Here is a 19701-nt window from a genome sequence, read left to right as displayed (position 1 = left end):
CAGCCCCGCGTATGCCCTTGAGCTAAATTCATATGTGTAGCGATGATCGATGGATTGCCGGGTCAGCGAGACGCTGACCTGCGTACGACCCAAAAATTCTCAGCCATGCCTGCTTTGTGCAGGTGCACCTCTTTTGTACAGAGCAGTGGACGGCGGCAGTCTGCCAGCCGTCACATCAACGACGTGCTACCGCGTACCGCTTTGATGAATGCCTGAATCTTTGCGTGATCCTTGATGCCCTTGCTCGCCTCTACCCCTCCGCTGACGTCCACCGCGTAAGGCCGAACCCGGGCAATCGCCTCGGCGACGTTATCTGGCGTCAAGCCACCCGCCAGGATGATCGGCTTGCTCAAGCCTTGCGGTATCAGTGACCAATCGAAGGCTTCACCGGTTCCACCAGGAACACCTTCGACATAGGCGTCGAGCAAAATACCGCTGGCACTTGGGTATGCGTCACAAGCTGCCGCGATGTCATCACCGGCCTTGACCCGCAATGCCTTGATGTACGGTCGGTGCCAGCCTTCGCAATCAGCGGCGGTTTCGTCGCCATGGAACTGCAACAGGTCCAGTGGCACGGCGTCGAGGATTTCCCCCAACTCGCAACGGCTGGCGTTGACGAACAAACCCACGGTGGTCACGAACGGCGGCAAGGCCTTGATGATCGCCCTCGCCTGCTGGAACGTCACGGCCCGCGGGCTTTTGGCGTAGAACACAAATCCGATGGCATCGGCCCCGGCCTCAACCGCCGCCAACGCATCCTCTATGCGGGTAATCCCACAAATTTTGCTGCGAACGGCCGACATGTCGATAGAACCTCAGGGCAACTGCGGGAAAGTCCCGGATGGTATCAAAAGCGTTCGAAGGCGTCAGCCGTCAAGTTCCGAGAAGCCGGTGAGGAAGTGTGGGCCGATGTAACGCTCGGGCAATTCGAACTCGTCGCGATACTCGACTTGCACCAGATACAGGCCAAACGGATGAGCCGTCACCCCACCGGAACGGCGAATGCGACTCTCCAGCACCTCTTTCATCCACTCCACGGGACGCTCGCCAGCACCGATAGTCATCAAAACGCCTGCGATGTTGCGCACCATGTGGTGCAGGAACGCACTGGCACGGATATCCAGCACGATCATTTTGCCATGGCGGGTAACGCGCAGGTGATGCAGCTCCTTGATCGGCGACTTGGCCTGGCACTGGCCGGCGCGGAAAGCACTGAAGTCGTGGGTGCCGACCAGATACTGGGCGGCCTCGGACATGCGCTCAACGTCCAGCGGGCGGTGGTTCCAGGTGATTTCTTCGTTCAGGTGCGCCGGGCGGATCTGATCGTTGTAGATCACGTAGCGATAGCGCCGGGCGATGGCTTTGAACCGCGCATGGAAATGCGCCGGCATGACCTTGGCCCAGCTGACGCTGATGTCGTGCGGCAAGTTGATGTTGGCACCCATGACCCAGGCCTTCATCGAGCGCTCTACCTGGGTGTCGAAATGCACCACTTGGCCGCAAGCATGCACACCGGCGTCAGTGCGCCCGGCGCAATGCAGCGACACGGGTGAGTCGGCGACTTTGGACAAGGCCTTTTCAAGAAGCTCCTGCACCGTGTCCACACCGGAGGCCTGACGTTGCCAGCCGCGATAACGCGAACCTTTGTATTCAACGCCCAACGCGATCCGGAAAAAGCCGTCGGCCGCCATTTCGGCGGCCGGATTATCTATATTTGCCAAGGGGTGACAGCCTGCTGATCTACTCAAAGGCAGGCATTATAAGGCCGCTGGACCGGGATGCCAGTGTAACTGTGACACGGCGTTGAATGTACCAACCCCATCGCATCCCCCCAACAAAAACGGCAGCCTGGATGGGCTGCCGTTTTGTTTAAGCCTTACCGACGATTCACGCCAGACGCGAGAGCATTTCCTTGGCTTCGCTCTTCTGCCCCGCATCGCCCTCGGTCACCACCTCATTGAGGATGTCCCGAGCACCGTCATTGTCGCCCATGTCGATGTAGGCCTGGGCCAGGTCGAGTTTGGTGGCGACTTCGTCAGCACCAGAGAGGAAATCGAGCTCGTCATCTGACGCGGCCAACGCATCTTCCTCGGTGAAGCTTGGCTCGCCGAGGCTCTGGGACAAACGATCCAGCTCGGCATTGACGTCGTTGAGTTCGTTTTCAAAGGCGTCAGGCTTATCCGGGGCGGCGTCCATTTCATCGGCCAGCGACAGATCGAAATCAGCCGGCAACTCCAGATCGTCTAGCGGCGCCTCAGTGACGGTCGGCACTTCAGCGACAGGCAAGTCCTTGAGGTCGTCATCCAGGCTCAGCAGGAAGTCGTCTTCAGCCAGAGTCTCCGGGGAAGCATCGCCGCCCAGATCCATGTCCAGGTCGAAGTCCGACAGATCGTCGAGGCTTTCCTTGATTTCAGTCTGTTGTTGCAACACCGACTCAAAGCTCAGGTCGTCGTCCAGCGGAAACTCGTCCAGTTCAGCCAAAGACTCTGGTTCTGGTTCGGGCTGTGGTTGCGGTGCTGGCTCGACTGCAACCGCAGGCGTGATCGGAGTAGCCGCTTCCAGATCGTCGAGACTCAGATCGAAAGCACTGTCAAAGTCAGCCAATGCCGGTTCCGGGGCTTGCGGCTCGTCCAGCAGCAGGTCCTTGACGTACTGTGCGTCCAGCTCGGCGGCGACAGCTGCGGCGGCCAGACCGCCCACCGCCGCGACCACCATGGCCGGGAAGCGGCTTTTCAGCTGCTCGACCCGGGCGAAGTTGTCGCCGTTGGCCACCAGTTGACGCTCCTGGGCGACGAACGCATCGCGATCGCCCTGCTGACCGTAGACTTCCATCAGCTTCAGGCGCAGGTCGCTGCGTTGCGGCTCTTGCTTGATAGCGTCTTCCAGCAGCGCGGCAGCCTGATTCAGGCGACCGGCCGCGATGTGCGACTGAGCCTGGGCCAAGACGTCGTCAGAGCGTTCGGCGGCAGGCGCAACCAACGGTGCAGCGATCGGTGGCGTCATCACAACCGGGGCAATCACCGGGGCCGGTGCAGGTGCAGGCGTTGGTGCGGTCGCGAGCTTCACGCTTGGCGGCGGAACTTCCAGACCTTCGAAGCTGCTTTCCGGCAGGTCGAGGTCGGCGGAGAACGCTTGTTCCTCAGCCAAGGCACGGGCCATGCGCAGATGTTTTTCTGCCTCCTGCTGAGCTTTACGGCGACGGGCCAGCAACAGCAGCAAGAGCAGCAGAACCACCGCACCGCCACCCACCAGACCCAGCAGGATCGGGTTGGTCAGCAGTTCGTTGAATTTCTGCTCGTCGGACGCCACAGGCGTCGGCTCGACGGCTGGCGCCGGAACGACTTCCGGCGCAGGAGCCGCCGGAGTCACTTCAACAGGTGTTGCCGCCGGGCTGGCTGCCAGCTCGGCCGACATCGCCGGAGCGGTCGTAGCCGCCGGTGCGCCCGCGCCGCCTTCGGCTTGCAGCTTGGCCAACTGATTATTCTTCAGTTCGATCAGGCGCTGCAGCTTGTCCAGCTGGCTTTGCAGGTCGTTCATGCGGCTTTTCAGTTCAGCGTTGTCACGGCGAGCCGTGTCGAGGCTTTCCTGGGTCACGGCCAGCTTGTTGCTCAAGGCTTTCGCATCACCGGTGGCACCTTTGCCACGGCCCTTGCCGGTGTCGGCAGAGACCAGGCTCAGCTTGTCCGTGGCGACTTGCGACGAAGCGCCGTCACCGCGAGCACGCTTGGTGGCGTCGAGTTGCTGCTGCCCGCTTCCAGGCTTCGCCACATAGCGACGACCGTGGCGCCATGCAGAGTTCTGCGCCGCGACTTCAGCGATGGCCTTGGGTTGCGGCAGGCTGGCGCTTTGCACCTGATCCGGCAGACGCAGCACCTGGCCGGCTTTCAGCCGGTTGATGTTGCCGTCGATAAAGGCATCCGGGTTCAGCGCCTGGATGGCCAGCATGGTTTGCTGGATCGATCCACCGTTACGCGCCTTCGCGGCGATTTCCCATAAGGTATCGCGCGATGTGGTGGTGTATTGCGTCGATTTGGTCGCGCCGGTGACTGGCGCGGTCACCGCCTGGGCTGGCGCCGGTTGCGCGGCGGCATCGGCGGTTTGCGGCGAGAATTTGGACGGATCGAGCAGCACGCTGTAATCACGCAGCAGACGACCGCTTGGCCACATCACCTGAACCAGGAATTTCACCATCGGTTCGGACAGCGGTTTGCTGGAGGTGATGCGCAGGATGCTTTTGCCGCTGGCGTTAAGCACCGGCGTGAAAGTCAGGTCGTTGAGGAACGCCTGACGATCGACACCAGCCTTGGCGAAATCTTCGGGCGAGGCCAGGCTCGGCACCACTTCGGCAGCCGTGAGGTCCTTGACGTCGAGCAACTCGATTTCTGCTACCAGAGGCTGGTTCAGCGTCGATTTCAGGGTCAATTCCCCAAGCCCGAGGGCATGCGCCATACCGGAGGACAGCGCCGAGGCGGCCGCTATTGCTAACACCAGTTTGCGAACTTGAACCATAGCCTCATCCTTTATTTGAACATTCCTCGGCCAGCGAGAAGGTGTTGATTGCCGCTGCCGTAAGGCGTTGCGCGCGACGGCGAAGGGTCGTCGCGCGCGATCGTTTCATTCATGCGACGAAAGCCCTGCGGGATGGCTCGCCTCAAGCATTCCAGCCAAACAGGGTGTTCGGCTGGAACCACTAGAAAAAATTGTTGCCAAGTATCTTTTACAGCAGGTCTTTTATCAACAATTCAGCCACCTGCACAGCATTGAGCGCGGCGCCTTTGCGTACGTTATCTGACGTCAGCCACACGTTAAGTTCCGCCGGGTCGTCGATCCCGCTGCGAACCCGACCAACGTAAACCACGTCCTGCCCTACCGCATCGCCTACCGGAGTCGGGTAATCGCCCGCCTCGACCAGCTCGATACCGGGCGCTGCTTCCAGTGCCGCGTTGACTTTCGCCAGGTCGACAGCGCTCGATGACTGCAAGGTCACGCTATAGCTATCGCCAAAAAACACCGGGGCTTGAATGCAAGTGACGGAAATCTTTAATAAAGGCAGCGACAAGACCTGACGCAGCTCGCGCACCAGACGCTTTTCCAGCAACGTGTGGCCCTGAGCATCGGGCGCACCGACTTGCGCCAACAGGTTAAAAGCCATCTGCCGATCGAAGAAAGCCGGCTCCAGCGGACGCACGTTGAGCAGTTCGGCGGTTTGCCGGGCCAGCTCGCTGACGGCTTCGCGGCCCTGGGCGGATACCGCCAGGCACGCCGTCAGACTGATGCGTTGCAGGTCGAGCAAGTCGAGCAGCGGCGCCAGCACCACCGCCAGCGCTGTCGCCGAAGGGCTTGGGCTGCTGACCTGGAAGGGCTTTTTCAGGCCGGCAAGAATTGCAGCATTGGCCTCGGGCACCACTTGCGGCGCCTGATCGGCCGGCAACGCGCCGGACAGGTCGATCAGCGAGCAACCGGCGGCCGTAGCGCGCGGGGCGAAACTGAGGGTCACCGCCGGACCGGCGGCGAAGAACACCAACTGGACTTTGCTGAAGTCGAACTCATCGACTTCGCGCACCCGCACGTTCTTGCCGCGAAACGGCACCGAGTGTCCGGCCGATTCACTGCTCGCCAGCAGGTGCAGATTGCCGACCGGGAAGTCGCGTTCTTCGAGAATCTGGACGAGTGTTTCGCCGACAGTGCCGGTGGCGCCGATCACGGCAATATCGAAGGACTGGCTCATGGTTCTACCTCTGGCGAAACGGGGGGAGCGGCACTTTACCGGGTGGTTGGTGGTGAGGCAATGAATGGGGAAGCCTTGTAGCAGCTGCCGAAGGCTGCGTTCGAGGACGAAGTCCTCGTCATGGCGATCCCGATCATTCAGGCAAACCGCGCGCGCAGGGTTTACGACTGCTGCGCAGCCGGACGCAGGCTTCGCCAGCGGCTACAGAAGTTGGATGGCGCGCATAAAAAACCCGCACCTCTTTCAAGGCACGGGTTCTTTCATTGCATCAATAGATCAACGCTCAAGCAGGATCCGCAGCATGCGACGCAGCGGCTCGGCCGCGCCCCACAGCAGTTGGTCGCCAACGGTGAAGGCACCGACGAATTGCGAACCCATGTTCAGCTTGCGCAGACGACCGACCGGCACGTTCAGGGTGCCGGTGACTTTCGTCGGGCTCAGCTCCTGCATGCTGATTTCACGGTTGTTCGGCACCAGCTTGACCCAAGGGTTGTGCTGGCTGATCAGCCCTTCGATATCAGCGATCGGCACGTCTTTGTTCAGCTTGATGGTCAGCGCCTGGCTGTGGCAACGCATGGCGCCGATGCGCACGCAGATACCGTCCACCGGGATCGGGCTCTTGAAGCGACCGAGGATTTTGTTGGTTTCGGCCTGGGCCTTCCACTCTTCACGGCTCTGGCCGTTCGGCAGTTCCTTGTCGATCCACGGGATCAGGCTGCCGGCCAGCGGTACGCCGAAGTTTTCGGTCGGGTACGCGTCGCTGCGCATGGCTTCGGCAACACGGCGGTCGATGTCGAGGATGGCGCTGGCCGGATCGGCCAGTTGATCGGCGACAGCGCCGTGGGTCACACCCATTTGCTTGATCAGCTCACGCATGTGCTGCGCGCCGCCACCAGAGGCCGCCTGATAGGTCATGGCGCTCATCCACTCCACCAGACCGGCTTCAAACAGACCGCCCAGGCCCATCAGCATCAGGCTGACGGTGCAGTTGCCGCCGATGTAGTTCTTGGTGCCCGCGTCGAGCTGCTGGTCGATAACCTTGCGGTTCACCGGGTCCAGCACGATCACCGCGTCATCCTGCATGCGCAGGCTGGAAGCGGCGTCGATCCAGTAACCCTGCCAGCCGGCTTCGCGCAGCTTCGGGAACACTTCGCTGGTGTAGTCGCCACCTTGGCAGGTCAGAATCACGTCGAGGGTTTTCAGCTCTTCAATGCTGTAAGCGTCCTTGAGCGGAGCAATGTCCTTGCCCACGGACGGGCCTTGGCCACCGACATTGGAAGTGGTGAAAAACACCGGCTCGATAAGATCGAAATCCTGCTCTTCCAGCATCCGCTGCATGAGCACGGAACCGACCATGCCGCGCCAACCGATCAGACCTACACGTTTCATCGCAACTACACCTTCTTGAAAAGTGGGCCGCTGCTTTCAAGGTTGAAAATTGCAGCGGGCCAGAGAGATTACAGATTCCGCAGCGCGGCGACTACTGCGTCGCCCATTTCCTGCGTACCGACCTTGGTGCAACCAGCCGACCAGATGTCTCCCGTACGCAGACCCTGATCCAAAACCAGGCTCACGGCCTTCTCGATGGCGTCGGCCGCATCCTGCAGATTGAAGCTGTAACGCAGCATCATCGACACCGACAAAATGGTCGCCAACGGGTTGGCAATGCCCTTGCCAGCGATGTCTGGCGCCGAACCGTGGCACGGCTCGTACATGCCTTTGTTGTTGGCATCCAGCGACGCCGACGGCAGCATGCCGATGGAACCGGTGAGCATCGACGCTTCGTCGGAAAGAATGTCGCCGAACAGGTTGTCGGTGACGATCACGTCGAACTGCTTCGGCGCACGCACCAGTTGCATGGCGGCGTTGTCGACGTACATGTGGCTCAGTTCGACGTCCGGGTAGTCCTTGGCCACTTGCTCGACGATTTCACGCCACAGCTGGCTGGAGGCCAGCACGTTGGCCTTGTCCACCGAGCACAGCTTCTTGCCGCGCACGCGCGCCATGTCGAAACCGACACGGGCGATACGGCGGATTTCAGTTTCGCTGTATGGCAGCGTGTCGTAGGCCTGGCGCTCGCCGTTTTCCAACTCGCGCACGCCACGTGGCGCGCCGAAATAGATACCGCCGGTCAGTTCACGGACGATGAGGATGTCCAGGCCAGCAACGATTTCTGCCTTCAGGCTGGAAGCCTCGGCCAGTTGCGGGTACAGGATCGCCGGACGCAGGTTGCCGAACAGGCCCAGTTGCGCACGGATTTTCAGCAGACCGCGCTCAGGGCGGATGTCACGCTCGATGGTGTCCCATTTCGGGCCGCCCACGGCGCCCAGCAGCACAGCATCGGCTGCGCGTGCACGGGCCAGGGTCTCATCGGCCAGCGGCACGCCGTGCTTGTCGATGGCGGCGCCACCGATCACGTCATGGCTCAGTTCGAAGCCCAGGCTGTACTTGTCGTTCGCCAGCTCCAGCACCTTGACCGCTTCGGCCATGATTTCCGGGCCAATACCGTCGCCTGGGAGAATCAGAATCTGCTTGCTCATGCTTTCCTCATGTCATCAGTCGGCGCACCCGCGGGTGCGCCCGGAAAAATTCTATCGTTCAGCCATCAGCACCAGTACATCGGTGCTGAACGAACCATCGGCTTCAATCTCAAAATATTCGCGCACCTCGTTGCCCATCGATTGCTGCAACTCGAGGATCGCCGCGCGCATCACCTGCGGCGTACGCATGCGCTCGACCCAGGAGGTGTACTCCAGGCGCAACCGTTGGCGCGTTGTGCTGCGGGTATGCAACCCCGCTTCGCTGACCTGACGCAACCACTCGCCCGCAGAATAATCGCGCACGTGGCTGGTGTCGCGCAGCACTTCGACGCTTTGCAGGTAAGTGTCGAACAGCGGGCTGCCCGGCGACAACACATCGATGAACGCCGCCACCCCGCCCGGCTTCAGCACCCGGCGAACTTCGCGCAGGGCCACGCCTAGGTCGCTCCAATGGTGCGCCGAATAGCGGCTGAAGACGAAATCGAACTCGCCATCGTCGAACGGCAGACGCTCGGCGGCGCCGTTGACCGTGGCCACATTGCTCAAATCCCGGTCAACAGCGGCGGCGGCAACCACATCGAGCATCTGCTGGGACAGGTCGTAAGCGACTACTTCCCTGACCAGCGAGGCCACATGAAAACTCACATGACCGGCACCGCAACCCAGGTCCAGTACCCGGGCATCGCCCTGCCCCGCCAGTTCAGCCTGTAGCAGCGCGAATTCAGTGCCTTGAGCGTGTACGGCGCTGCTCAGATAGGCCGAGGCCTGTTCACCGAATTGTTTTTGGACTACCTGGCTGTGCTGCGCGGTGCTGGTCATCGGGACTTCCTTTTTAGGTTTAACCTTGCGCTGTCTGGGCCTGCCCGCGAAGAGGCCGGCCCTGATTACATCGATTCCAGATCAATCTCAGGCGTCGCGAAACAACCATGGCTGGCTCGCGCGGTGCTTGGCTTCAAACGTGGCAATCGCCTCGTGATCCTGCAAAGTCAGGCCGATATCGTCCAGGCCATTGAGCAGGCAGTGCTTACGGAAGGCATCGATCTCGAAGCTCAGCACTTTGCCGTCCGGACGGGTCACGGTCTGGGCCTGCAAATCGATCTGTAACTGGTAGCCCGGGTTCGCTTCAACCTGCTTGAACAGCTCATCGACTTCAGCGTCGCTCAGGATGATCGGCAGCAAGCCGTTCTTGAAGCTGTTGTTGAAGAAGATGTCGGCGTAGCTCGGTGCGATGATGCTGCGGAAACCGTACTCTTCCAGTGCCCACGGCGCGTGCTCGCGGCTGGAGCCACAACCGAAGTTCTCGCGGGCCAGCAACACGCTGGCGCCTTGATAACGCTCGGCATTGAGGACGAAGTCCTTGTTCAGCGGGCGCTTGGAGTTGTCCTGATACGGCTGGCCAACGTCCAGATAACGCCACTCATCGAACAGGTTCGGACCGAAACCGGTGCGTTTGATCGACTTCAAGAACTGCTTCGGGATGATCTGGTCGGTGTCGACGTTGGCACGATCCAAAGGCGCGACAAGACCAGTGTGCTGGGTAAAAGCTTTCATGCTGCGCTCCTTTAGATCAATTCACGGACGTCGACGAAACGACCGTTCACAGCGGCGGCGGCGGCCATGGCCGGGCTCACGAGGTGGGTACGACCACCGGCGCCCTGACGGCCTTCGAAGTTACGGTTGGAGGTCGACGCGCAATGCTCGCCCGACTCCAAACGGTCCGGGTTCATCGCCAGGCACATCGAGCAGCCAGGCTCACGCCATTCAAAACCGGCCTCGATAAAAATCTTGTCCAGGCCTTCGGATTCGGCCTGAGCCTTCACCAGCCCCGAACCCGGCACCACGATGGCCTGCTTGATGGTCGAAGCCACTTTGCGGCCCTTGGCGATCACCGCGGCGGCGCGCAGGTCTTCGATCCGCGAGTTGGTGCAGGAGCCGATGAATACGCGGTCCAGTTGAATGTCAGTGATCGCCTGATTGGCGGTCAAGCCCATGTATTTCAAGGCGCGCTCGATGGAATCGCGCTTGACCAGGTCCATTTCCTTGGCCGGATCCGGTACGTTCTGGTCCACGGCCAACACCATCTCAGGCGAGGTGCCCCAGCTGACTTGCGGCTTGATCTGAGAGGCATCGAGCTCGACGATGGTGTCGAACTTGGCATCGGCGTCGGAGACCAGGTCTTTCCAGGCTTCGACGGCCAAATCCCATTCCGCGCCCTTCGGAGCAAATGGACGGCCCTTGACGTAAGCCACGGTTTTTTCGTCGGCGGCCACCAGGCCAACACGGGCGCCGGCTTCGATGGACATGTTGCAGATGGTCATGCGGCCTTCAACGGACAGGTCGCGAATCGCGCTACCGGCGAATTCGATGGCGTGGCCATTACCGCCGGCGGTGCCGATCTTGCCGATCACGGCGAGGACGATGTCCTTGGCAGTCACGCCGAACGGCAATTTGCCCTCGACCAACACCAGCATGTTCTTCATTTTCTTGGCGACCAGGCACTGAGTGGCGAGCACGTGCTCGACCTCGGAGGTGCCGATACCGTGAGCCAGGGCACCGAATGCGCCGTGGGTCGAGGTGTGGGAGTCGCCGCAGACCACGGTCATGCCCGGCAAGGTGGCACCCTGCTCCGGGCCGATGACGTGGACGATGCCTTGGCGGACGTCATTCATCTTGAATTCGACGATGCCGTATTCGTCACAGTTATCGTCGAGGGTCTGAACCTGCAAACGCGAGACCTGGTCGACGATCGCTTCGATGCCGCCCTTGCGCTCCGGGGTGGTCGGTACGTTGTGGTCCGGGGTCGCGATGTTGGCATCGATGCGCCAGGGCTTGCGCCCGGCCAGACGCAGGCCTTCGAAGGCTTGCGGCGAGGTCACTTCGTGGATGATGTGACGATCGATGTAGATCAGCGCAGAGCCATCGTCGCGCTGCTTGACCAAATGCGAATCCCAGAGCTTGTCGTAGAGCGTTTTGCCGGCCATCAGACGGTTTCCTCATCAGCTTGTTTCTATGCCCCGGATCTTGAGTAATTCAATAACCCCTTGGCTTGTGAGGTCGATCCTAGGGGGTTACATTAAATAACTCAAATTCATATTTTTTATGCTTTGCATAACCAACTGGAATGCCACTGAGACCTCATTATGGACCTCGCCAACCTCAACGCCTTTATCGCGATTGCCGAGACCGGAAGCTTCTCCGGCGCCGGCGAACGGCTGCACCTGACGCAACCGGCCATCAGCAAGCGCATCGCCGGGCTGGAGCAGCAATTGAAGGTGCGACTGTTCGATCGACTGGGCCGGGAAGTCGGCCTGACCGAAGCCGGCCGCGCCCTGCTGCCACGGGCCTATCAGATCCTCAATGTACTGGATGACACCCGCCGCGCCCTGACCAACCTGACTGGCGAAGTGACCGGTCGTCTGACATTGGCCACCAGCCATCACATCGGCCTGCATCGCTTGCCGCCCTTATTAAGGGAGTTCACCCGACGTTACCCGCAGGTAGCGCTGGATATTCAGTTCCTCGATTCGGAAGTGGCCTACGAAGAAATCCTCCATGGCCGCGCTGAACTGGCAGTCATCACCCTTGCACCGGAACCTCACACATTGGTCAAGGCCACGCCCGTGTGGGACGACCCGCTGGATTTCGTGGCCGCCCCGGAGCATCCGCTGATCAGCAACGGTGCGGTCAGCCTGGCGGACATTGCCCTGCACCCCGCGGTTTTCCCCGGCGGCAACACCTTTACCCACCACATCGTGCAACGCCTGTTCGAGGCCCAGGGCCTGACGCCGAACATCGCCATGAGCACCAATTATCTGGAGACCATCAAGATGATGGTCTCGATCGGCCTGGCCTGGAGCGTTTTGCCGCGCACCATGCTGGATGAGCAAGTGGCGCGCATACCTTTGCCGGGCATACAGCTCACTCGCCAGCTAGGCTATATCCTGCACACCGAACGGACGCTGTCGAACGCGGCAAAGGCCTTCATGGCTTTGCTGGATGCACAAATCGATCAGCCAGGGACTCGCGGCTAAGCTGTGCTTCTTCTTTTGTGCTACGCCTATAGAGCCCCAAAACCCTGTGCCTAACGCCCAATTCAGCCCAAGGCCTGTCATCCATGCCCAAATCTGTTGAACGTATGCCGCCAATGCCGCGAATTCAGGCAATTGACCCAAAACGGTCCGAGCAGAGCTGGGAAAGCGCCCCACAGTTGCTCGCGGCCCTCAATGGTGCCCGACTGGGCGCCTGGTATTGGGACATCGAGCGCGGACAGATCAGTTGGTCACGGGGCACTCAGGCGTTGTTCGGCTTCGATCCCCGACAACCGTTGCCCGAGGATCTGGAATACCTCGACCTGCTGCCCCAGGAGGATCGGGCGAAAGCCATCCGCGCCTTCAATGCAGTGATCGCCGGCGCCCCGCTGGAGCAGGCCATGCACCACCGCATCCGCTGGCCCGACGGCAGCCTGCACTGGCTGGAAATCAACGGCAGCCTGCTACCGGACAAAAACGGCCGGCCACGAATGATCGGGGTCATCCGTGAAATCACCCACCAGCGCCAGCGTGAACAAGCGCTGAGCAGCTCGGAAAAACGCTTCGCCACGCTGTTTCACCTGTGCCCGAACATGGTGCTGCTGACCCGACAGGAAGACGGCCTGATCAGCGAAGCCAACCAGTACTTCGAAAGCCTGTTCGGCTGGCCGGTGCAAGACGCAATCGGCCGAACCACCCTGGAACTGGGCCTTTGGGTCAACCCGGAGCAACGGGCGGAACTGGTCAAGGCCACCAAGGCCAAAGGCGAGCTGATCAACATGGAGGTGCAATTTCGCGCCAGCAACGGGCAGGTTCACGACGGCATTCTCAGCGCGCAAAAGGTCGAGCTCGAAGGCCAGCCCTATCTGCTGAGCACATTCCTTGACACCACCGAACGCAAAATCGCCGAGCACGCCCTCAAAGACAGCCAGGAACGCCTCGACCTGGCCCTGGATTCAGCACAACTCGGCACCTGGGACTGGCACATCCCCAGCGGCATGCTTTACGGCTCGGCGCGGGCCGCCCAGCTGCATGGCCTGGAGCCCAAACCCTTCCATGAATCCTTCGATGCGTTTTTCGAAGGTGTACCCGGTGAAGAACGCGACACCATGCGCGACGCTTACCGCAGCTTACGCGAAGGCCCCGCCGGCAATTATCAACTGACCTACCGCGTGCAGCTGCCGGACGGTAGTTCGCGCTACCTGGAAAGCCGCGCCAGACTCTACCGCGATGATGACGGCAACCCGCTGCGCATGGCCGGCACATTGCTGGACATCACCGAGCAAGTAGAGCGCGAACAGCAACTGATAGCGTCGGAAGAGAAATTCGCCACCTTGTTCCAGGTCAGCCCCGACCCGATCTGCGTCACGCGTCAGGACACCGGCCACTTCATCGAGATCAACTCCAGCTTCACCCAGACGTTCGGCTGGAGCACCACCGACGTCATCGGCCGCAGCGCCGACGAAATCGGCCTGTGGGACGCCTCGGCGAAAAGCCTGCAAAGGATCGAGCGGGTCATCCGCGAACAGGGCCTGAACAATGTGGCGATCATCGTTCAACACAAGGACGGGCAATCCCTGACCTGCGTGATCTCCAGCCGCCAGATCAGCGTCGGCGACCAGCCGTGCATCGTCACCACCCTGCGCGACATCACCCAACAGCAACGCTCGGAAGCGGCGCTCAAGGCCAGCGAAGAGAAGTTCGCCAAGGCCTTCCATTCAAGCCCCGACGCCATCACCATTACCGAGCGCGACACTGGACGCTATCTGGAAGTTAACGACGGCTTCTGCCGCCTGACCGGCTACCGTGCCGATGAAGTGGTGGGCCGCACGGTGTATCAGGTCGGCATCTGGGCCGAGGAGAAACAACGCTCGGCGTTGCTGGCCGAACTACAGATCAAGGGCCGGGTTCACCACCTGGAAATGCTCGGGCGCAACAAGCGCGGCGAGTTGCTGACCGTCGAAGTCTCGGTGGAACCGATCACCCTCAACGAAACTGCCTGCCTGCTGCTGACCGCCCGGGACGTCAGCCTGCTGAAAAATGCCGAAGCGCAGATCCGTCACCTGGCCTACCACGACCCGCTGACCAACCTGCCGAACCGCGCGCTGTTGATGGACCGCCTGAGCCAGCAGATCGCCCTGCTCAAGCGCCACAACTTGCGTGGCGCCCTGATGTTCCTCGACCTCGACCACTTCAAGCACATCAACGACTCCCTCGGCCACCCGGTGGGCGATACGGTGCTGAAAATCATCACCGCGCGCCTTGAAGCCAGCGTACGCATGGAAGACACCGTCGCACGCCTGGGCGGCGATGAGTTCGTGGTGCTGCTCAGTGGCCTGGAAGGCTCGCGCAGCGACGTCAGCGCTCAAGTCCGGGAACTGGCGGATACCTTGCGCGAATTGCTGTCCGAACCGATGTTCCTCGATGGACAACGCCTGCAAGTGACGCCGAGCATCGGCATCGCGCTGATCCCCGACCACGGTTCGACCCCGACCGACCTGCTCAAGCGCGCCGATATCGCCCTCTACCGCGCCAAGGACTCGGGCCGCAACACCACGCAGATGTATCACAACACCATGCAGAAGGCCGCCAGCGAACGCCTGCGCATGGAGACCGACCTGCGCCTGGCCCTTTCCCGGGGTGAATTCAGCGTGCAATACCAGCCTCAGGTGGACGCCCGCAACAACCGCATTACCGGCGCCGAAGCCCTGGTGCGCTGGCACCATCCGCAACTGGGCGCGCAATCGCCGACCGAGTTCATCAAGGTGCTGGAAGACAGCGGGCTGATTCTGGAAGTCGGCACATGGATCCTCGACGAAGCTTGTGCGGCCTTCAAACGCCTGATCGCCAAAGGCCTGATCGACCCGCTCAATTTCAGCCTGTGCGTGAATATCAGCCCGCGGCAATTCCGTCAGAACGACTTCGTCGAACGCATCGAGCACAGCCTCGGCAGCCACGACCTGCCCTGCTCGTTACTGAAACTGGAAATCACCGAAGGCATCGTCATCCAGAACCTGGACGACACCATCAGCAAAATGCGACGCCTGAAAAAACTCGGCGTGAGCTTTGCCATGGACGATTTCGGTACCGGTTACTCCTCGCTGACCTACCTCAAGCGCCTGCCGGTCGACACCCTGAAAATCGACCAGTCGTTCATCCGCGACGCCACCACCGACCCCAACGATGCCGAAATCATTCGCGCCATCGTCGCCATGGCCCGCAGCCTGGAGCTGGAAGTGATTGCCGAAGGGGTTGAAACCGAGGAGCAACTGGAGTTCTTGCAAGGGCTGGGCTGCCATTTGTATCAGGGGTATTTGCACAGCAGGCCGTTGCTGGTGGAGGAGTTTCAGAAACTGCTCAAATAGACCCGTAGCAGCTCCGCATTCGACTGTAGCAGCTGTCGAGCCTGCGAGGCTGCGTTCGGCTGCGAAGCAGTCGTAATCCAGTCAATACCATTTACCTGAAAGAACGCGGTGGCAGGTTTTGCGACTGCTACGCAGCCGAACGCAGCCTCGCGGGCTCGGCAGCTGCTACAAATAGGTGTAAATCTTATTCAGGACGGGACAACGGACAAAAAAAGGGCGCCAGTGGATGGCGCCCTTCTCATTTGCTCTGACCGATTAGTGTTGCAGAGCCGGTTTTTCCGCCCCATTGATCGGGATGCGTTTGGCTTTCGCTTCTTCCGGAATCACCCGCAACAGCTCGATATTCAACAAACCGTTGCGCAGTTCGGCGGCCTTGATTTCGATGTGGTCCGCCAGACGGAACGACAGTTTGAAGGCGCGCTGTGCGATGCCTTGGTACAGGTAAGTGACGTTTTCGTCCGCGTCACGTTTGCCGCCACTGATGGTCAGTACACCTTTTTCTACTTGCAGGTCCAGGTCGTCTTCCTGGAAACCGGCGGCCGCCACAACGATGCGGTATTGATCATCACCGTATTTTTCAACGTTGTAGGGTGGATAGGTGCTGCCTGGCTCATTGCGCAGGGCGGTTTCGAACAGGTCGTTGAAACGGTCGAAACCTACCGAGGAACGGAACAGTGGGGCCAAGGAAAATGCAGTACTCATGATTCAAATCTCCTGAACATAATCAGCAAGTTTTTTTGTCTCCGCGACCCGAATTCGGCATCGCGTAATCCTTAGATAAGGACCGCTGATTACTTTTCAAGAGATTATTTTCAGATTTTTTTCAAGCAGATTCAGGCGGCCTCAGACACCTGCAACCCCAGTAAACGCGAGACCTGATCCAGCTCGGTTTCACGACGCAGGACGCCGAACAACTCTACCGCTTCGGGATAATTACGGGTCAGCATTGCCAGCCACTGCTTCAGGCGACCCGGCGATTGGCGTGGTGTCATCTGGGCCTTGGCTTGCAGCCAGAAATCCTGAATCAGCGGCAGCAGCTCGGTCCAGGTCATCTCGACGACCTCCTCACCGGCCCGCGCCGCAGCGATCTGCCTTGCCAGATCCGGACGCGACACCAGGCCACGACCGAGCATGATGTCTTCGACGCCGCTGATCTCGCGGCAACGGCGCCAGTCCTCGACGCTCCAGATGTCACCGTTGGCAAACACTGGCACCTTGACCACGTCCTGGACCCGCGGGATCCATTCCCAGTGAGCTGGCGGCTTGTAGCCATCCGTTTTGGTCCGCGCATGAACCACGATGTGCGCCGCACCGCCTTCGGCCAGGGCTGTGGCGCAAACCAGCGAGCCATCGGGACTGTCGAAGCCCAGGCGCATTTTGGCGGTCACTGGAATGTGTGCTGGCACCGCACGGCGGACATGTTCGACGATTTCGTTGAGCAGCTCAGGCTCTTTGAGCAGAACGGCGCCACCGCGCGACTTATTGACGGTCTTGGCCGGGCAGCCGAAGTTCAGGTCGATGACTTCGGAACCCAATTCGCAGGCCAGTGCAGCGTTTTCCGCCAGGCACACCGGATCGGAGCCAAGCAGTTGCACCCGCAGCGGCACGCCGGAGGCGGTACGGGCGCCGGTCAGCAGTTCCGGGCCGAACTTGTGGTAGTACGCAGGCGTGAGCAGCTGATCGTTGATCCGAATGAACTCGGTTACACACCAATCGATACCGCCCACACGGGTCAGCACGTCCCGCAGGATGTTGTCGACCAACCCCTCCATGGGCGCCAAAGCAATTTGCATGAAAAACACACTCAACGAAAAACGTGCGGCAGTTTACTGGTTTCGGCGTGCAGAAGGTATTTCGTCAGACCGGGCGGTGGCAAATGTGCGGACTGTGTCAGCTTGGAACTTGCAACGCCGAGCCATAGCCCTCGATGAATTCCGCCGGCATGCGCTTGGGCTTGCCGGTCGACAGCTCGATGCACACGAACGTGGTCTGCGCCCGCAGCAACGTCGAGCTGTCACTGGGGCGGATCAGCTGGAAGTGTCGGGTCATTCTCAGGCGCTGGTCCCAATCGACGATCCAGGTCGCCAGCTGCAGCTCATCGCCTTCGTAGGCCGCCGCCAGGTAATCAATCTCGTGCCGCACCACCGCCATAGCCCGGTCCAGCCGCCGATACTCGACCAGGTCCAGACCCAGCCGCTGCGAGTGACGCCAGGCACAGCGCTCGAGCCAAGTCACGTACACCGCGTTGTTCGCGTGGCCCAACCCGTCGATGTCTTCGGCGCCCACTTCCAGATCAATGATAAACGGCGTTGCCCGATCCCAGCCCATGCCCCACTCCCGGTCAGATTATTTCGACCGGGGCAGTGTAACGGAAGCTCAGGCCGATTGGCGCGATTGCAGGCTGCGACCGGCCAGCAGCGAGAGCACGCCATCGATCACCCGCGGATCGGCCAGGACCCGCTGATGACCGCCCTCTTCCAGGCGCAACAAGCGACTGTCGAACCAGGCTTCGTGAATCAATTGGGACTCCTTGACCGAGACAAAGCTGTCGTCCTCGGCATGGACAATCAGGCCTGGCATGTCGAGCTGATAGTGCGCGACATCCAGCGCAGCAGCACGCATGCCAACGTCTTTTTCGACCTGACGAATGAACGCCGAACGGGCTTTGGGCGGCAGGCGTACATAGCGCGCAAAACCGCGCAGCACCCCAAGGATTCGCGCCGGGGCGGCGATCGAGACCAGGGTTTCGGTGCGCAAGCCCAACTGCACCGCGAGCATGGCGCTGGCGCCGCCCATCGAGTGACCGATTACCGCTTGCAGCGGCGGTAGTTCAGCAGCTGCTTCAAGCATCGCCCGGGCGAACAGCACCACATTGGCTTCGCGTCCAGGCGAGCGACCATGAGCCGGGCCGTCCAGGGCGACCACGGTGTAACCGGCATCGACCAGCGCCGTGATCAGCGCGGCAAACTGCGTTGGCCGGCCCTCCCAGCCGTGCATCAACAACACTGCCGGGCCCTGTCCCCAACGCAGCGCCGAGAGGCCGAAGCGCAAAGTGATCCGCTCGGATTTCGCCAGCAGCGGCAATTCCCAATCACGCGGCGGCAACTCCCGCGGGGTCATGAATGCCAGACGCATCTTGCTCGCCACCAGCTTCGGTGCGAACCAGCCCAAGGTGCCATTAACGCCACGAACCCAGCTCAACGTGTTCATCGCCCATCTCCTCAGGCTGGATGCCTTTAGGTCACAGCACCGCCGATTTGGCGGCGCGCAGCAATCGATCGGACAACTCTCCTGGCCCCAGCGCCCGCGCCAGCGCCAAACCACCCACCATCAAGGCGATGTCGGCCAAGACCTTGTCGATGTCTTCCGGGCTGGCTGCCAACTGCGCGACCATCAATTCAATATGTTCATTCAACGCCACACGAAATTCGTCCGGCAGACGGCCCAGTTCACTGATCGACGCTGGAACCGGGCATGCCTGCTCGGTGGAATCACGGTGTTTGCGCGACAGGTAGAACGCTGCGACCAACGCGCGACGCTCTTCGCCGGTCAACTCGGCATCCATGTCGGCGATCAAGTCACGACGATGGCTGAGCAGCTGCTTGAACGCCTCCAGCATCAACGCGTCCTTGCTTTCGAAGTGCGCGTAGAAACCGCCGACCGTCAGGCCGGCCGCGCCCATCACTTCGCCCACGCTCGGCTCGGCCGGGCCGCGCTGGATCAGCGCTGCACTGGCAGCCTTGAGGATGCGTTCGCGGGTTTGAGCTTTTTTATCGTTCATCGTTGCCTCCGAATATTACGACTAGAATATTATTCTCATAATAATTTTCCGCAAGTCGTGGATGTGACCGCTGGTCTGAAGAACAGTGTTGGGGAAAAAGGAGATTTGGCCAAACGCCAGACAAACAAAAGGGCCATTCAATAATTGAATGACCCTTAAAAATCCCGCAAAGCGGGTAATCGTGGCGTCCCCTAGGGGACTCGAACCCCTGTTACCGCCGTGAAAGGGCGGTGTCCTAGGCCACTAGACGAAGGGGACG

16 protein-coding genes and 1 tRNA gene are annotated in these 19701 nt (G+C 60.7%); 2 read left to right on the top strand and 15 right to left on the bottom strand.

Annotated features, from left to right (window positions below; all coding sequences use genetic code 11):
- Positions 1-170: 170 nt before the first annotated feature.
- The 9 genes from AC07V0_RS28050 to leuC all read right to left on the bottom strand — a co-directional run bounded on the left by AC07V0_RS28050 (position 171) and on the right by leuC (position 11249).
- Positions 171-803, bottom strand: a complete 633-nt coding sequence (locus AC07V0_RS28050; RefSeq protein WP_018928092.1) for a phosphoribosylanthranilate isomerase — start codon at positions 801-803, stop codon at positions 171-173.
- 63 nt (positions 804-866) lie between these two features.
- Entirely contained in the window at positions 867-1691 is an 825-nt protein-coding gene (gene truA, locus AC07V0_RS28045) for a tRNA pseudouridine(38-40) synthase TruA (protein ID WP_018928093.1), read from the bottom strand.
- 196 nt (positions 1692-1887) lie between these two features.
- Positions 1888-4509: a motility hub landmark protein FimV gene (locus tag AC07V0_RS28040; RefSeq protein ID WP_495020109.1), complete on the bottom strand. Its 2622-nt coding sequence runs from the start codon at positions 4507-4509 to the stop codon at positions 1888-1890.
- 208 nt (positions 4510-4717) lie between these two features.
- The gene (locus AC07V0_RS28035) at positions 4718-5728 is read right to left on the bottom strand and encodes an aspartate-semialdehyde dehydrogenase (RefSeq protein ID WP_019582121.1); all 1011 of its coding nucleotides are present in this window, start codon (positions 5726-5728) and stop codon (positions 4718-4720) included.
- Positions 5729-6004: 276 nt separating this feature from the next.
- On the bottom strand, positions 6005-7117 hold the full coding sequence (asd, locus tag AC07V0_RS28030; RefSeq protein ID WP_007935182.1) for an aspartate-semialdehyde dehydrogenase: 1113 nt from the start codon (positions 7115-7117) through the stop codon (positions 6005-6007).
- A gap of 68 nt (positions 7118-7185) precedes the next feature.
- Positions 7186-8268 (bottom strand): 3-isopropylmalate dehydrogenase, encoded by a 1083-nt coding sequence (leuB, locus tag AC07V0_RS28025; RefSeq protein WP_007935187.1) that lies wholly within the window; start codon positions 8266-8268, stop codon positions 7186-7188.
- A 51-nt stretch (positions 8269-8319) separates the two neighbouring features.
- Positions 8320-9087 (bottom strand): class I SAM-dependent methyltransferase, encoded by a 768-nt coding sequence (locus AC07V0_RS28020; RefSeq protein ID WP_495020108.1) that lies wholly within the window; start codon positions 9085-9087, stop codon positions 8320-8322.
- A gap of 87 nt (positions 9088-9174) precedes the next feature.
- Positions 9175-9819 carry a 3-isopropylmalate dehydratase small subunit gene (gene leuD, locus AC07V0_RS28015; RefSeq protein ID WP_018928097.1) on the bottom strand — a complete coding sequence of 215 codons (645 nt, stop codon included), beginning with the start codon at positions 9817-9819 and terminating at the stop codon, positions 9175-9177.
- Between the two features lie 11 nt (positions 9820-9830).
- On the bottom strand, positions 9831-11249 hold the full coding sequence (leuC, locus tag AC07V0_RS28010; protein WP_018928098.1) for a 3-isopropylmalate dehydratase large subunit: 1419 nt from the start codon (positions 11247-11249) through the stop codon (positions 9831-9833).
- Positions 11250-11408: 159 nt separating this feature from the next.
- Here leuC and AC07V0_RS28005 point away from each other — a divergent pair, with 159 nt between their 5' ends.
- Together AC07V0_RS28005 and AC07V0_RS28000 are read left to right on the top strand one after the other, a co-directional pair.
- Positions 11409-12299, top strand: coding sequence for a LysR family transcriptional regulator (locus AC07V0_RS28005; RefSeq protein WP_018928099.1), 891 nt, complete (start codon positions 11409-11411; stop codon positions 12297-12299).
- A gap of 83 nt (positions 12300-12382) precedes the next feature.
- Positions 12383-15661 carry a sensor domain-containing protein gene (locus AC07V0_RS28000; RefSeq protein ID WP_495020107.1) on the top strand — a complete coding sequence of 1093 codons (3279 nt, stop codon included), beginning with the start codon at positions 12383-12385 and terminating at the stop codon, positions 15659-15661.
- Positions 15662-15916: 255 nt separating this feature from the next.
- Here the strand turns inward: AC07V0_RS28000 and AC07V0_RS27995 are convergent, their stop codons facing one another.
- From AC07V0_RS27995 to AC07V0_RS27970, 6 genes are all read right to left on the bottom strand, one after another.
- Complete coding sequence (locus tag AC07V0_RS27995; RefSeq protein WP_018928101.1) at positions 15917-16363, bottom strand: Hsp20 family protein; 447 nt, start codon at positions 16361-16363, stop codon at positions 15917-15919.
- 131 nt (positions 16364-16494) lie between these two features.
- A complete protein-coding gene (locus AC07V0_RS27990) occupies positions 16495-17454 on the bottom strand; it encodes a tRNA dihydrouridine synthase (RefSeq protein WP_018928102.1) in 960 nt (319 codons plus the stop codon).
- A gap of 97 nt (positions 17455-17551) precedes the next feature.
- A complete protein-coding gene (locus AC07V0_RS27985; RefSeq protein ID WP_495020106.1) occupies positions 17552-17989 on the bottom strand; it encodes an acyl-CoA thioesterase in 438 nt (145 codons plus the stop codon).
- Positions 17990-18037: 48 nt separating this feature from the next.
- Positions 18038-18871, bottom strand: coding sequence for an alpha/beta fold hydrolase (locus AC07V0_RS27980; protein WP_018928104.1), 834 nt, complete (start codon positions 18869-18871; stop codon positions 18038-18040).
- A gap of 31 nt (positions 18872-18902) precedes the next feature.
- A complete protein-coding gene (locus AC07V0_RS27975) occupies positions 18903-19442 on the bottom strand; it encodes a TetR/AcrR family transcriptional regulator (protein WP_019582113.1) in 540 nt (179 codons plus the stop codon).
- Between the two features lie 182 nt (positions 19443-19624).
- Positions 19625-19700, bottom strand: a tRNA-Glu gene (locus tag AC07V0_RS27970).
- Between the last annotated feature and the right edge of the window lies 1 nt (position 19701).

The sequence above is a fragment of the Pseudomonas sp. GW821-FHT01E10 genome (genome assembly GCF_059422365.1).
This window is presented reverse-complemented; position numbering and strand designations above follow the sequence as displayed.

What these genes read in the sequence shown, in the direction of transcription:
- AC07V0_RS28050 (WP_018928092.1), bottom strand. Translation starts at nt 803, where the DNA reads ATGTCGGCCGTTCGCAGCAAAATTTGTGGGATTACCCGCATAGAGGAT.
- truA (WP_018928093.1), bottom strand. Translation starts at nt 1,691, where the DNA reads ATGGCGGCCGACGGCTTTTTCCGGATCGCGTTGGGCGTTGAATACAAA.
- AC07V0_RS28040 (WP_495020109.1), bottom strand. Translation starts at nt 4,509, where the DNA reads ATGGTTCAAGTTCGCAAACTGGTGTTAGCAATAGCGGCCGCCTCGGCG.
- AC07V0_RS28035 (WP_019582121.1), bottom strand. Translation starts at nt 5,728, where the DNA reads ATGAGCCAGTCCTTCGATATTGCCGTGATCGGCGCCACCGGCACTGTC.
- asd (WP_007935182.1), bottom strand. Translation starts at nt 7,117, where the DNA reads ATGAAACGTGTAGGTCTGATCGGTTGGCGCGGCATGGTCGGTTCCGTG.
- leuB (WP_007935187.1), bottom strand. Translation starts at nt 8,268, where the DNA reads ATGAGCAAGCAGATTCTGATTCTCCCAGGCGACGGTATTGGCCCGGAA.
- AC07V0_RS28020 (WP_495020108.1), bottom strand. Translation starts at nt 9,087, where the DNA reads ATGACCAGCACCGCGCAGCACAGCCAGGTAGTCCAAAAACAATTCGGT.
- leuD (WP_018928097.1), bottom strand. Translation starts at nt 9,819, where the DNA reads ATGAAAGCTTTTACCCAGCACACTGGTCTTGTCGCGCCTTTGGATCGT.
- leuC (WP_018928098.1), bottom strand. Translation starts at nt 11,249, where the DNA reads ATGGCCGGCAAAACGCTCTACGACAAGCTCTGGGATTCGCATTTGGTC.
- AC07V0_RS28005 (WP_018928099.1), top strand. Translation starts at nt 11,409, where the DNA reads ATGGACCTCGCCAACCTCAACGCCTTTATCGCGATTGCCGAGACCGGA.
- AC07V0_RS28000 (WP_495020107.1), top strand. Translation starts at nt 12,383, where the DNA reads ATGCCCAAATCTGTTGAACGTATGCCGCCAATGCCGCGAATTCAGGCA.
- AC07V0_RS27995 (WP_018928101.1), bottom strand. Translation starts at nt 16,363, where the DNA reads ATGAGTACTGCATTTTCCTTGGCCCCACTGTTCCGTTCCTCGGTAGGT.
- AC07V0_RS27990 (WP_018928102.1), bottom strand. Translation starts at nt 17,454, where the DNA reads ATGCAAATTGCTTTGGCGCCCATGGAGGGGTTGGTCGACAACATCCTG.
- AC07V0_RS27985 (WP_495020106.1), bottom strand. Translation starts at nt 17,989, where the DNA reads ATGGGCTGGGATCGGGCAACGCCGTTTATCATTGATCTGGAAGTGGGC.
- AC07V0_RS27980 (WP_018928104.1), bottom strand. Translation starts at nt 18,871, where the DNA reads ATGAACACGTTGAGCTGGGTTCGTGGCGTTAATGGCACCTTGGGCTGG.
- AC07V0_RS27975 (WP_019582113.1), bottom strand. Translation starts at nt 19,442, where the DNA reads ATGAACGATAAAAAAGCTCAAACCCGCGAACGCATCCTCAAGGCTGCC.